The sequence below is a fragment of the Pyxidicoccus sp. MSG2 genome, assembly GCF_026626705.1.
Classification (GTDB): Bacteria; Myxococcota; Myxococcia; order Myxococcales; family Myxococcaceae; genus Myxococcus.
Map to the genome: position 1 here is coordinate 430,600 of NZ_JAPNKC010000001.1, position 12,660 is coordinate 443,259.

Here is a 12,660-nt window from a genome sequence, read left to right on the forward strand (position 1 = left end):
CCCCTGCTTCAACGCGCTTCGGGCCCAATCTTCACACACCCCAGTCCCTCGCGCCTCAGGGCGGCGGGCATGAGCCCCGTCACCCGGCGGAACACCGTGATGAAGTGACGCTGGGAGCTGAAAGGCCGCCCACGAGGGCGATGTCTTCGAGGGAGCGGGTCGTGTGGCTCAACAGTCCGCGTCGCCGTTCACCGGCTCAGGCGGAGAGCGCGAGCTGAGATGCGGCCGCAGTGCTGTCCACCGGCCGGGAGCATCGCTCGGGCGGCCCCTTCAGTGGCTGCAACCGAGCCGCGCGAAAAGGGAGACAGCGTGGCGAGACGTACCTGCCCGCTGTCTCCCGCAGCTTTGCGGTCACGTCCTCATCAGGCGCCGTGCCGTCTGTCTTTCAGGCACCTGTGCGATTCGCCCTGGCATTCCAACGACGGCCCTGGACGAACCCGCGACGGGAAGCTCACGCGGTTGCGGGCGTGAGCATCTTCGTCGCATCCACATTCCACGGCACGCCTCCCTTGGGCATGATCGCGATGCTCGCGGCTTTCGGGTACGCCGGCGTGGTGGCGAAGTTCAGCGAGTTCAGATCGATCATCGTGAGAACCCCGCTGAACGCAGACATGAAATAGTACTTGAGATTGGTGTGGTCGCGTACGCTCGTCCACATCGTGTAGTCGCCGTACGTGGTCGTGTACGAGGGCGGCGTGGTGGCGGGGGTGCCCGTCGTGGACGGCGAGTTCTTCACCGTCTCCAGCAGCATCCCGTACGGCGTCCCCATGCAGATCTGCGTGAGCTGCAGCGCGACCGTGACCGCGGTCTGCTCTGGACCGGCGAAGCCGGGCGGGGTCTTCGTCGGCGGCGTCGTCTGGAAGATGCCTGGCGCCGGCAGCCAGCCCGTACCGTCCGCCGGGAGCTGGCTGATGCCCTGCGAGAGGATGGTTGCTTTGACGAATCGCGAGGCGGACAGCGAGTCTCCGGGCAGTCCGACCAGACCGCCTCCGACGGGATTGCCAGCACCCGTGGTGGAGGTGGAAGTGCCGACGAGCGTCAGATTGTAGTAGTTCTGGACGTTCGTCAGCTGCCAGTCGTAGGTCGGCCAGTTGGTCATGACGCCGTTGGTACACTTGTAGATTTGGGGCGCGCCCCCGATGAACTCGATGACGGCGCTCTGACCGGTGTTGTCCGTCACGATGTAGTGCAGCGGGACATAGTCCTGCGCTCCCGGCAGAGGCCCGACGACGATGATCTCCTGAAAGGCTGACAGGAAGTCATTGACCGACGCGAAGTTGCCGAGAATCCACGCGGGAAAATCCAGGAACGACACCTGATTGGTCGTCTTCCCAGCCGCAATGGCGCCATACTGGGTACCGGGGGCGAGCCACAGCGCTCCGACGGACAGCCCAGCGCTGTTGATGCCGTCGTTGAAGGTCGGCTGAGAGTCCCAACTGCTCCCGGAGGGGGCGATCCCCACGAAACCATAAGGATTCGTCCAATTGAGCGTCGTCCACCCCTGGGCTGCCGAGCCGGGAGTGGCCGGTGTCAGCGGCCAGGACTGCTTGCTCGGCATGACGTAGACGCTCTGCTCAATCACTCCCGGCATCTCCAGCGCTCTCCCGCTCACGAACATCCGCGGCGCGTCTGGAGAGCTCTGGCCGGGATTGGAGGGGACGCTGATCATCAGATGCGTGCACATTCTGGGGCCTCTCTGGATGGTGTTTCACCGCTATGCGCGACGCCTCGGCGTATGTTGGTGCGTACCGCCCCGCACGAGAATCGCGGCGCCTCCTACCCGATCCGGAAGGGCATCAGGCGTCAGTCACCCGGCGAGGGAGGTCTGGATCAGCGTGTCGATGATCCTTCTCGTTTCATCGAAGATCGGTGCGGCGATTCCCCGAGGGGCGTCGTCCACGTCCCCCGTCCCGGTGACGACGCCAATGGAAGTCCACGCGGAGCCCTCCTGAACGAGCACGGGACCGCCGCTCATCCCGGGTGCGGTCGCGTCCACCGGGTAGTACAGGGGCGTGGTCGTCTGTTTCTCGGCCGTCACGGTGCTGCAGTACACCTTGCGATTGCCCTCCCCTACCCTGGCGCTCAGGCCTCCGGCGATGGTCGCGGCCACCCGGAGCGTGTCCCCGACGGTGGACAGCGCAAGCGGGGCATTCGAACCTCCCGCACCTTCCTGGAGGATCATCACCGCGAAGTCGAACGCCGGGCTGTGCGGACGCTCATCATAGCCCCGGGGAATCGCGTACCGGAGGGTGCCATTCTTGCGCAACGCGACGGAGTAGACGTCGCGGTCTCCGTAGAGGGTGAAGTGCACCTCCCGCAGGTCCTGCTTCCGCAGGAAGACGAGGTTGTGAGCGGCGGTCAAGACGATGTCCCTGCGGTGCGGGTACATGGCCGTCTTCAAGAGGTACCCGCTACCGACCCACTTCCTCAGCGCTCCACCCTCCTCGTAGAAGATCTCCAGCACGCCAACGACGGTGTATGGGTACTGCTTGGAAGCGAGAAGGGGCGGCATGGCGGAGATCCTTGCTGGGGACCTGAACGCGCCCCATCCCCTCCTGACGGTGGACGTGAACTCTTGTGATGAGGAATCCGAAGGCCTGTGCGCCGCGAACGGCGCCAGCGCGTCGGCCCCGCCGCTCGTGGCCTCCAGTTCCCCGTCATGCGTCCGAAGGGACTGCTACTTCATGCGCACCGTGACGGTGTTGGTGGCGGTGGTGAGCGTGAGGAAGCCTCTCTGGAACTCGCTCTCGCGCCCGCCGGTGACGGCGTACTCGTCACGCACCGGGTAGCCCAGCGCCCCTGTCTCCCAGCCCATCGACTCCCACTTCGCGCGAATCGGGCCATGCACCTCGTGCGCTCCCGTCGTCGGCGTCCAGTAGATGCTTCCATTCTGGAAGTGATTGAAGCGCCCCACCCCGTCCGGCGTCTTCGTCTCGTCCGTCAGCGGGTAGCCCAGCAACCCCGCCTCACGACTCAGTGCCACCCACAGGGCGTTGATGTCGCCAACCACCGCATGTGCTCCCGTCGCCGGCGTGAAGTAGATGCTTCCCTTCTGGAAGTGGCTGAAGCGGCCCACTCCGTCTGGCGCCGCCTGCTCGTCCGTCACCGGGTAGCCCAGGTAGCTCTTCTCCCACCCCAGCTCCACCCACTTCGCATGGATGAGTCCGCGCACCTCGTGCGCCCCCGTCGCCTGCGTCCAGTAGATGCTTCCATTCTCGAAGTGGTTGTAGCGGCCCACCCCGTCCGGCGTGACCAGCTCCCCCGTCTTCGGGTAGCCCAGCACGCTGCGCTCCCAGCCCAGCTGCTCCCACTTCGCGCGGATGTCCCCGTGCAGCTCCCACGCCCCCAGCTCAGCCGTCCAGTAGATGCTGCCGCGCTCGAAGTGGTTGTAGCGGCCTCGGCCGTCCGGCGTCGTCAGCTCGTCCGTAATCGGGTAGCCCAGCACGCCCCGCTCCCAGCTCAGCTGCTCCCACTTGCCACGGATGGCGCCCAGCACCACGTGCGCGCCCAGCGTCGGCGTCCAGTAGATGCTGCCGCGCTCGAAGTGATTGAAGCGGCCCACCCCGTCCGGCGTGGCCAGCTCACCGGCCTGGCATGCCCCCAGCAGCACGGGACCATTGACCGCGTCGTACTTCGCCTTGATGTCCCCCATCACCACGCAACCGGAGCCCCAGTTGTAATCGGTCCGGTAGCGGTTGAAGACCGCGGACACGAGCGAGGAACCACCCACCGTGGTCCTCCCGCATTGCAGGGCATACGCGCCCACCCAGGGGGTGTACGTGTAGAGCGCGGCGGTGGCCTTGGTGGCGGGCGTCACCGTGCAGGGGTCCAACGTCTGCTTGGTGAGGCCGACCTTCCACCCACTGACCGTGGGCCTGCCCGCGTCCAGGTCCCTCAGGTATCCCCGAATCTTCGCGGCACCGCACTCCACCTGGTTGCCAAACCCCGCGTAGCTCGTGTCGCAGCCCCCACTGTCCGGACAACCGCAACCGGTGGCCTTGGCCAGGTTGGCCGAGGTTCCGCTCTGGATGAGGCTCGACTCAATCTGGATGCGCGCCAGCATGTAGAGCGGGCTGATGCCATGGGCGAGGGAGCGCTCGACGATGAGCGTTGCGGCCGTCTTGTTCCCCCACGCGGGGTCCCTGTACCCGGCCAGGTAGGAGCCCTTCTGCTGGAGGAACTGCTGCACCTGCGCGGGATTGATCCATCCCCCACCCGCCAGGTCCCCATCCTCCATCAGCCGGTGCATGTCATAGCCCCCGGCCACCTCGAGCAGGACCTGGCCGGTCAGCTCATCCACGGGACGAGGCGCTTCCTCGGGACCACCGCAACCGACGGCGAGGGCACACAACAACAGCAGATGGCGAGACAAGCGCATGCGTCTTCTCGGGGAAAGGGGAGGAACTGGCGAAGGTGTCGCCGCGCGGCGGGAGGCGGATGGTCGCACTCCCGCCGCGGGCGGACTTCAGTCGTCTGATGCGGACCGAGGGAGTCCGCCGGTACTGCTACTTCATGCGCACCGTGACGGTGTTGGTGGCGGTGGTGAGCGTGAGGAAGCCCCTCTGGAACTCGCTCTCGCGCCCGCCGGTGACGGCGTACTCGTCACGCACCGGGTAGCCCAGCGCCCCCGTCTCCCAGCCCATCGACTCCCACTTCGCGCGAATCGGGCCATGCACCTCGTGCGCTCCCGTCGTCGGCGTCCAGTAGATGCTTCCATTCTGGAAGTGATTGAAGCGCCCCACCCCGTCCGGCGTCTTCGTCTCGTCCGTCAGCGGGTAGCCCAGCAACCCCGCCTCACGACTCAGTGCCACCCACAGGGCGTTGATGTCGCCAACCACCGCATGTGCTCCCGTCGCCGGCGTGAAGTAGATGCTTCCCTTCTGGAAGTGGCTGAAGCGGCCCACTCCGTCTGGCGCCGCCTGCTCGTCCGTCACCGGGTAGCCCAGGTAGCTCTTCTCCCACCCCAGCTCCACCCACTTCGCATGGATGAGTCCGCGCACCTCGTGCGCCCCCGTCGCCTGCGTCCAGTAGATGCTTCCATTCTCGAAGTGGTTGTAGCGGCCCACCCCGTCCGGCGTGACCAGCTCCCCCGTCTTCGGGTAGCCCAGCACGCTGCGCTCCCAGCCCAGCTGCTCCCACTTCGCGCGGATGTCCCCGTGCAGCTCCCACGCCCCCAGCTCCGCCGTCCAGTAGATGCTGCCGCGCTCGAAGTGGTTGTAGCGGCCTCGGCCGTCTGGCGTCGTCAGCTCGTCCGTAATCGGGTAGCCCAGCACGCCCCGCTCCCAGCTCAGCTGCTCCCACTTGCCACGGATGGCGCCCAGCACCACGTGCGCACCCAGCGCCGGCGTCCAGTAGATGCTGCCGCGCTCGAAGTGATTGAAACGGCCCACGCCGTCCGGCGTGGCCAGCTCACCGACCTGGCACGCCCCCAGCAGCACGGGGCCGTTCACCGCGTTGTACTTCGCCTTGATGTCCCCCATCAGCACGCAGCCCGTGCCGCAGTGTGAATTGGCCCGGGCGAGGTAATCCCGCCAGGGCCAGTTGGCACCGGGGTCCGTGCGGTCATACGGCTGGAGCTTGCCGTGGCCCACCACGTGGTAGCTGTCGCGAGGAATCCCGTGGTCACGAGTGATGTCGCAGAGCAGCCGGGCCGAGGCGTCGATCTGCCCCACCGGCCAGTTCACCGTCGACGCATAACCGCCGTGCTCGATGCCGATGGTGAAGTCGTTGGCGCTTCTCCCGTTCAGCCCGCACTCCGCCCCGCTGTTGTTGCTGCACTGGTAGGTGGCGCCGATGTGCCAGCCCCGGCTCCCGTCGCGCACGAGCTGGCTGATCTCCCCTCCGTCCTCGCGCACCACGTAGTGCGCGCTCACCTGCGAGCTGGGGTTGGTCAGCCAGCTCCAGCACCCCGAGTAGCTGCTCTCACAGGTGTGGATGATGACCATCTTCACCCCCATGGGCCGGGCGTTGTAGTTGGGCGAGGGCCGCCACACGGCCGGGGCGTAGTCCGGACCGGCGAGCGCCTGGGCCTGCTGCCCCAGCTCCCCTTCGGCCAGGCCCTGTCCACTCGCGGCCCACTCCTTCGAGAGCGTCCCGAGTCCCAGGCGGGCCACCCGGAAGACCTCGTTCTGGACGAAGCTGCGACGGCCCGCCTCGTCCTGGATGCCGGACACCTCGGCCACCGCCGGTGCCCACTTCGCAGCCTGAGTCCGCTCCACCTTCAGCGCCTTCGCGTGACGTGACAGCAGCGCCGCCGCCGCGCGGACGTGGGAGCGCGCTTCGGTCCTCGCCTGCTCCGCCGTGACACCGGCCAGCTTCGCGCCCTCCTCGAGCTGCGCTCTCGTGAGCGCCATCATTCCGAAGACGGCCGGGCGGCCCGCGAACTCCTCGGTGCCCTCCACCATCTGGTAGCGCGTCTGCACGAAGGCAATGGACTTGAGGAGCGCGGGCGGCACATCGAACTCCGCGCCGGCCTCCTTGAAGAGCGCATCGAAGGTCTCATCCTCGCGGGCTGCGTCCTCCGTCCCTGGCGCTTCCCTCTGCACCTGGGGGACCGCGGACGCCTGCTGCGGCGGCTGCTCGTCCATGCCACACGCCTGCGTCAGCGCCAGCGCGGCGGCGAGCACGACAATTCCTGGCCTCTTCTTCATCGATTCCTCCGGACTTCGTCACGCGAGTCAGGTGCGGCTCCAGGGAGCGCGAAAGACGGGCGCAAGGGGAGCCAGAGCGGAGGAGATTACAATTCTATTGGCCTCCGAGAAATCAAGAAATCGCGACTAGGCCAGAAATTCTGGGTCTCCATTTTTGCCGTTGCCCTCAACAACACAGGTGAGTACTGCGCGCGCAAACCTGAACAGCATCCGTGTCAGTCCAGCGGATGCGCTGACCGACACATTCACGGACATGACCCGGTGGACCAGCGCCCTGAACGAGGGCGCAATGGAGGGCGTCCGTGGTGGACATCAGCGGTGAAACAAATCAAGACTCCGAGTGTGAGCTCACCATTGCTCACCCTTCCGCAACATTGGAGATTCATCGCGATGCGACATACCGGCCGTGCCCTTGTCCTGGGAAGTGCGCTGTTCTCGCTGTTCGCCCTCGGGTGTGGAAGCACCCTCTCCCCTGGAGAGGAGTTGGAAGGAGCTTCGTCGGAGTTCGTGCCCGAGCTGGCCACGAGCGAGGCCGCGCTGAGCTGTTCGACGACCACCAGCCTGGTGCCGGCGATGACCAGCGCGACGGCCCCGAGCGGAAGTGTCACCCGGTCGGGCGCCTATGACTCCACGTATGAAGCGTGGAAGGCCTTCGACAGCTCCAACACGAGCATGTGGATCTCGACCGTCTACCAGACGCCCGCGTGGATCGCGTACGAGTGGACGGACTTCACGCCCCGGCTCGTCACCAGCTACGCCATCACGTTCGCCAATGGTTCGTTGACGAGCCGCGCGCCCAGCGCCTGGACGCTGGAGGGATGGAATGGCAGCGGTTGGGTCGTGGTGGACACGCGCTCCGGCGAGACCGGCTGGGCCGGGCTGCAGACGCGCACGTACACGGTGGGGTCTCCGGGAAGCTTCCTGAAGTACCGGCTGAACATCACGGATGACAATGACCCTTCGGCGGGCATCGTCGTCGTGTCCATGGGCCGGCTGGAGCTCTTCGGCTGCGGCCAGACCCACTGCGGTTACAACGGCGAGACGTGCTGCCCGGGGCAGGTCTGCTCCGGCGTGCTCACGTGCAGCGGCGGAACCTGCCAGCTGTTCTGCGGGCACATCGGTGAGAGCTGCTGCTCGGGCGCCTATTGCGTGCAGGGCGGGTGTGGCACGTCGGGCCGCTGCGAGACCTGCGGTTACCGCAACGGGCCGTGCTGCGGCAATTCTTGTGGCTTCCCGCTCACCTGCAGATTCGGCTTCTGCCAGTGAGCGGAGGGAGGGCTCGACCGGCTCCCCTGTAGGGGTGCCCGCGAGCAAGGCCCTCTACGGCGTGGCCAACCCCGCGGGCGCGGTGCCCGCGGGCGTGGGCTTCGTCTAACGGCGCGCCGGGCGCGGACTTCGCCCTCCATGACACGGGCGACCTGTTCGAGCCCGGTACCGGCACTCACCGGCGGGTGACAGGTGTCATCAGCCACGAGCGGGGCGCGCGTACGAGGGGAACGCAGGCGCGTCACTTCCCGACGCGGCGAGCACGCTCCCCGGCGCCCACTCGCCTCGCGACGCGGGGGGCGTGTCACGGGCATGACGATTGCTCTCGCGGACGTCCCTCCCCTCACCAGGAGCCTCTCGATGCCCGCCATGAAGAGCGCTGTCTGTGTCGTCGGATTGCTGGTCGCGGTCAGCGGGCTGTGGCCCGCCACGGCTTCCGCGGCCTGTGGTTGCAGCAACATGCGGCTGGTCCACGCGGGGGCAACGGGAACGATGTGCTCCAACGCGGCCCTGAACTTCCTCGCCACGGAATGCGCCGTGGCCCCGGGAGCATCCAAGGGCTGCGCGACCACCTGGGCCTATGAGTGCAACCTCGGAGTGAACTCGAAGAAGTACGCCAACGTGAAGCCCTACCAGAGGACGGGCTTCCAGCCCGTGGCGACCCTGACGGCGGGCAGCACGGTGAGCCAGTGCAGCACGGGGCAATTGCTGCAATTGACCATCACCGGCAACGGCAGCGTCGAGGCGAATCCCGCCATCAATCCGACGTCCCTCGCGGGCACTCAGACGGTGGGCGGCAGGCGGCTCTACATCGACAACTCGGGGGCGCATCCTTTTCCCCAGGTCGGTGCCACCCAGCCGTCCGCGGGGGGAGACCCGAAGTTCGGCGGGGACAACTACTCCAATTACACCTCCGGCGACGTGCTGTTCAACTACAACGCCGCCACGCGCCAGCTGAGCTGGTGGGACAACACGGACCAGTCAAAGGACGCCCAGGGCGAGGTCGCCACCTGGAAGTACAAGTTCGTCTCGTTCGTCCAGGGCACGGCCGGACAGACCTCCTGCGCGTGCGCCTTCGACATCGCGGTGAACTGGCCGGCCAACAACAACGCTCCCGTTACGACGTGGACCTACCAGGCGGGTGGCAGCCAGAACTGCACCTGGTGACCCGGGGCGCGGCCGAGCACCGCCACGGGCTCTTGAAGAAGAAGTCGTGAGGACGTCCTGGCGCGGAGGACCCGCCCGGGTGTGGACCGCGGGCAACGCTCCTTGAAATGGTTCGGTCTCATTTCAAGGAGCCTGGATGCCCCGCAGCCCCACACCGACCCGCCGGAAACAACCTCGTCAGTCCCGGGCGCAGGCCACCTGCGACGCCATCCTCACGGCCACCGCCCGCATCCTCATCCGGGACGGGTACGAGGCCACGAACACCAACCGCATCGCCCAGGAGGCGGGCGTCAGCATCGGCTCGCTCTACCAGTACTACCCGAACAAGGAGGCGCTGGTGATGGCCGTGCTGGAGCAGCATGGCGCCCGGTGGCTGGCGGAGTTCGAGGCCGGGCTGAATGAATCCGCGTCGGCCCCATTGACGGTGGCGGTGCGAGCCATCATCCAGCAGATCCTCACCCTCAAGCGGCTCCACCCCCAGCTCGACCCGCTCCGGTATGGCCTGCTGCCGCACCTGCGCCCGCTGGGCTACGTGGACACCTTCGAGCAGCAGCTCTTCCGCCTGGTGCGCGCCTTCCTCGCCCCACGGCTGGAGGACATCCGCCCGCGAGAGCTCGACATGGCCGTCTTCATCGTCGTCCACACGCTGGAGGCGCTGTGCCATGCCGCGGGCGTGGACCGGCCCGACTACCTCACCAACCACGCGTTCCCGGAGGAGCTGTGCGCGCTCGTGCTCGGCTACCTCCGCCCGGAGCCTCCTCTCCTCCGCCATCCCCCGCCACCGCGCCTCCAGGCCTGGAAGGAAATATGAGCAGTAGACCCGCGGAGGGCGGCGGAAGGGGCGTGTTTCCCTCTGGGGCTCGAATGTGAGCACCCATGCGAGTTGAGCCGGAGGTGCAATCAAAGACATCCTGATTGCATCTCCATGAATCAACATCCCGAAGACCAGCAGCGGGCCGTCGCCTTTCAACGGCGCGAGCTCGAGGCCTTTCCTTCCCTGACGAAGGCGCAGCTCGACGACCTCCGGCACAAGTCCCACGCGCTCCAGCAGGAGTTCCGGGCCCACCCCGTCCTCCACGACACGCTCAATGTCTTGCTGCTGCTGGGGCTCTTCGCCGCGGACCTGCTGAGCCTGACGGTGTTGCCCTTCCTGTCGCCGTGGCCCCTGTCGACGCCGGGCGGCGCCGCGCTGGCGGGCGTCGTGTCCGGCGCGGTGCATAGCTTCCTCGTGTGCGGCATCGTCACGTTCAGCGTCCACGAGGGCGCCGCGCACAACCTCATCATCCTGGGCAGGGGGCCGGTGGCACGGGCGCTGCGGCTGCTGGCGAACAACGCCTGCCGCCTCTTCCTGGCGGACCCCGTCCACTACGCGGAAGCCCACGGGACCCATCACCGGAGCCTGGGCACCCCCGAGGACGGCTCCTTCACCCACTTCGTCCGCTTCCGGCGCCTGCTGGGCGCCCTGCTTCCCCTGGCGCCCATGCTCAGCCACTCGGACTACTTCCCGTGGCGGCCACGGGAGCACACGCGCAGCCGTCGACTCTCCGTCGCGCTCACCAATTCCTATCTCCTGTTCTGCGCGGTGCTGGCGACCTGGCTGCACGGTCCTGTCTTCATGCTCGTGGCGCTGCTGGTCGTCGGAAGCTGGCTCAGCTTCGTCCTGGACCGCCTCCGCGAAAGCACCGAGCACCTGTTCATGCCCCTGGACCGGGCGAATGGCACACGCGAGCTGGGGCTGGGGTTCTGGGGGCTGCTGCTGGGCGGAGGGCCGTGGGGCCAGCCCTGTCACCTGACACACCACCTGGAGCCCGCCCTGCCCTGGTACCAGCAGCTCCGCCTGCACTTCTTCCTGCGCCGGGTGCTGACGGCGGAGCAGCGGCGCCACTTCTTCCCCAGGCCCGTCATCGGCGTGCCCCACCTGCTCTGGCGACTGGCCACCGCGAGCCAGCCCACCGCGGCTCGCGACTGAAGGGGCGCCATCATGACTCCGTCCACTTCACGCTCGGACGAGACCGCCCGGGGTGGGTCGTTCGACGCCATCTGCATCGGCTCGGGCATCAGCTCCCTCGGCACCGCGGCGCTGCTGGCGCGGCACGGCAGGAAGGTGCTCGTGCTGGAGCGTCACTCCATCGCTGGAGGGATGACCCATACCTTCCACCGCAAGGGCTACGAGTGGGATGTCGGGCTGCACTACCTGGGCAAGCTGCACGACCCGGCCGCGCCGCTGCGCCGCGTCTTCGACTACGTCACCGACGGCGCGCTCGCCTGGGCGCGCATGGACCGCGTGCATGACCGGCTCGTCTTCGACGACCGGAGCTACGACTGCGTCGCGGGAGCGGAAGCCTTCCAGGAGGAGCTGGTCCGCGCCTTCCCGGCGGAGCGCAAGGCCATCGCGACGTACGTCTCGCTGCTGCGGGACGTGGAGCGCGCGTCGCAGCGATACTTCCTCCAGCACGTGCTGCCCACGTGGCTGACACCGCTCACCCAGCCCCTGCTCGGCGGGCCCTTTCGCCGCCACGCGAACCGCTCGACGCGGGACGTGCTGCGCTCGCTCACGTCGGACGCGCGGCTGCTGGGCGTGCTCACGGGACAGTGGGGCAACTACGCCCTTCCCCCCGCGGACAGCAGCTTCGCCATGCACGCGCTCATGGCCGAGTACTACCTGGAAGGCGGCTGCTACCCGGTGGGCGGTCCCGGCGCCATCCTGAGAAGCATCGCTCCGGTCATCACCCGCGCGGGTGGCGCGATTCGCACCCGGGCGGAGGTGCGGGAGATTCTCGTGCGGGATGGCCGGGCCCTGGGCGTGCGGCTGAGCAACGGCGAGGAGCTGCTGGCCCGACACGTCATCAGCGGCGCGGGTGCGGCCCTGACGCTGGGCTCGCTGCTGCCGGAGCCCTGGCGCCCCGCCGAGGCCCTCGAGGCGCTGCGCCGGCTTCCCCCGTCGACAGGACACCTCGGACTCTACCTGGGCATCCGCGGCGCACCGGACGAAGTGCGCCTTCCCGCGACCAATGTGTGGGTCCACGCAGGCTATGACCATGACGCGAACGTGCGCGCGTCTCGCGGCGGCCCCTCGGCCCCCTTCCCGTTCACCTTCCTGGGGTCCAGCTCCGCGAGAGACCCCACCTGGGCGCAGCGGCACCCGGGCCGCTCCACCCTCACCGCCTTGTGTTCCGCCCCCTATGACTGGTTCGCCCGCTGGGAGGACACCCTGTGGCGTCGACGAGGGGCCGGGTATGACGCCTTCAAGGCGCAGCTCACGGAGCGACTGCTCGCCGTCGTCCTCCAACAGTTCCCCCAGCTCCGAGGGCGCGTGGAGTACCAGGAGCTGTCCACGCCGCTCAGCACGGTCCACTTCGCCAACCGCCCCCACGGCGCCGCGTATGGCCTGGAGCACAGCCCGGAGCGCTTCCGCCAACGCTGGCTTCGCCCCAGGCTCCCCGTTCGCAACCTGCTCCTCGTGGGACAGGACACCGTCTCCGTGGGCGTCGGCGCGTCCCTCATGTCCGGCGTGCTCGCCGCGACCATCCTCCTGAAGCGAAACGTCCTCGGCGACATCCTCCGCTAGTCCCTCTCA

At 67.7% G+C, this 12,660-nt stretch carries 9 protein-coding genes; 5 read left to right on the forward strand and 4 right to left on the reverse strand.

Annotation, left to right across the window (positions count from 1 at the left end):
• Positions 1-451 precede the first annotated feature (451 nt).
• The 4 genes from OV427_RS01900 to OV427_RS01920 form a co-directional block, all read right to left on the reverse strand.
• Positions 452-1,684: a linear amide C-N hydrolase gene (locus OV427_RS01900; protein WP_324289915.1), complete on the reverse strand. Its 1,233-nt coding sequence runs from the start codon at positions 1,682-1,684 to the stop codon at positions 452-454.
• A gap of 123 nt (positions 1,685-1,807) precedes the next feature.
• Positions 1,808-2,512: a trypsin-like serine peptidase gene (locus OV427_RS01905; RefSeq protein ID WP_267854399.1), complete on the reverse strand. Its 705-nt coding sequence runs from the start codon at positions 2,510-2,512 to the stop codon at positions 1,808-1,810.
• 165 nt (positions 2,513-2,677) lie between these two features.
• Positions 2,678-4,300 carry a hypothetical protein gene (locus OV427_RS50545; RefSeq protein WP_324289916.1) on the reverse strand — a complete coding sequence of 541 codons (1,623 nt, stop codon included), beginning with the start codon at positions 4,298-4,300 and terminating at the stop codon, positions 2,678-2,680.
• A 205-nt stretch (positions 4,301-4,505) separates the two neighbouring features.
• Positions 4,506-6,650, reverse strand: coding sequence for an N-acetylmuramoyl-L-alanine amidase (locus OV427_RS01920; RefSeq protein ID WP_267854400.1), 2,145 nt, complete (start codon positions 6,648-6,650; stop codon positions 4,506-4,508).
• Positions 6,651-7,040: 390 nt separating this feature from the next.
• On the opposite strand from OV427_RS01920, the gene OV427_RS01925 reads away from it, so the two are divergent.
• The 5 genes from OV427_RS01925 to OV427_RS01945 all read left to right on the forward strand — a co-directional run bounded on the left by OV427_RS01925 (position 7,041) and on the right by OV427_RS01945 (position 12,651).
• On the forward strand, positions 7,041-7,916 hold the full coding sequence (locus OV427_RS01925; protein ID WP_267854401.1) for a discoidin domain-containing protein: 876 nt from the start codon (positions 7,041-7,043) through the stop codon (positions 7,914-7,916).
• A gap of 360 nt (positions 7,917-8,276) precedes the next feature.
• Positions 8,277-9,083 carry a hypothetical protein gene (locus OV427_RS01930; protein WP_267854402.1) on the forward strand — a complete coding sequence of 269 codons (807 nt, stop codon included), beginning with the start codon at positions 8,277-8,279 and terminating at the stop codon, positions 9,081-9,083.
• A 136-nt stretch (positions 9,084-9,219) separates the two neighbouring features.
• Positions 9,220-9,894, forward strand: coding sequence for a TetR/AcrR family transcriptional regulator (locus OV427_RS01935; protein WP_267854403.1), 675 nt, complete (start codon positions 9,220-9,222; stop codon positions 9,892-9,894).
• Between the two features lie 114 nt (positions 9,895-10,008).
• Complete coding sequence (locus tag OV427_RS01940; protein ID WP_267854404.1) at positions 10,009-11,052, forward strand: fatty acid desaturase; 1,044 nt, start codon at positions 10,009-10,011, stop codon at positions 11,050-11,052.
• Between the two features lie 12 nt (positions 11,053-11,064).
• Positions 11,065-12,651 carry a phytoene desaturase family protein gene (locus OV427_RS01945; RefSeq protein ID WP_267854405.1) on the forward strand — a complete coding sequence of 529 codons (1,587 nt, stop codon included), beginning with the start codon at positions 11,065-11,067 and terminating at the stop codon, positions 12,649-12,651.
• Positions 12,652-12,660 lie beyond the last annotated feature (9 nt).

Excerpts from the sequence above, each read along its gene's own strand:
- OV427_RS01900 (WP_324289915.1), bottom strand. The coding sequence starts at position 1,684 with ATGTGCACGCATCTGATGATCAGCGTCCCCTCCAATCCCGGCCAGAGC.
- OV427_RS01905 (WP_267854399.1), bottom strand. The coding sequence starts at position 2,512 with ATGCCGCCCCTTCTCGCTTCCAAGCAGTACCCATACACCGTCGTTGGC.
- OV427_RS01920 (WP_267854400.1), bottom strand. The coding sequence starts at position 6,650 with ATGAAGAAGAGGCCAGGAATTGTCGTGCTCGCCGCCGCGCTGGCGCTG.
- OV427_RS01925 (WP_267854401.1), top strand. The coding sequence starts at position 7,041 with ATGCGACATACCGGCCGTGCCCTTGTCCTGGGAAGTGCGCTGTTCTCG.
- OV427_RS01930 (WP_267854402.1), top strand. The coding sequence starts at position 8,277 with ATGCCCGCCATGAAGAGCGCTGTCTGTGTCGTCGGATTGCTGGTCGCG.
- OV427_RS01935 (WP_267854403.1), top strand. The coding sequence starts at position 9,220 with ATGCCCCGCAGCCCCACACCGACCCGCCGGAAACAACCTCGTCAGTCC.
- OV427_RS01940 (WP_267854404.1), top strand. The coding sequence starts at position 10,009 with ATGAATCAACATCCCGAAGACCAGCAGCGGGCCGTCGCCTTTCAACGG.
- OV427_RS01945 (WP_267854405.1), top strand. The coding sequence starts at position 11,065 with ATGACTCCGTCCACTTCACGCTCGGACGAGACCGCCCGGGGTGGGTCG.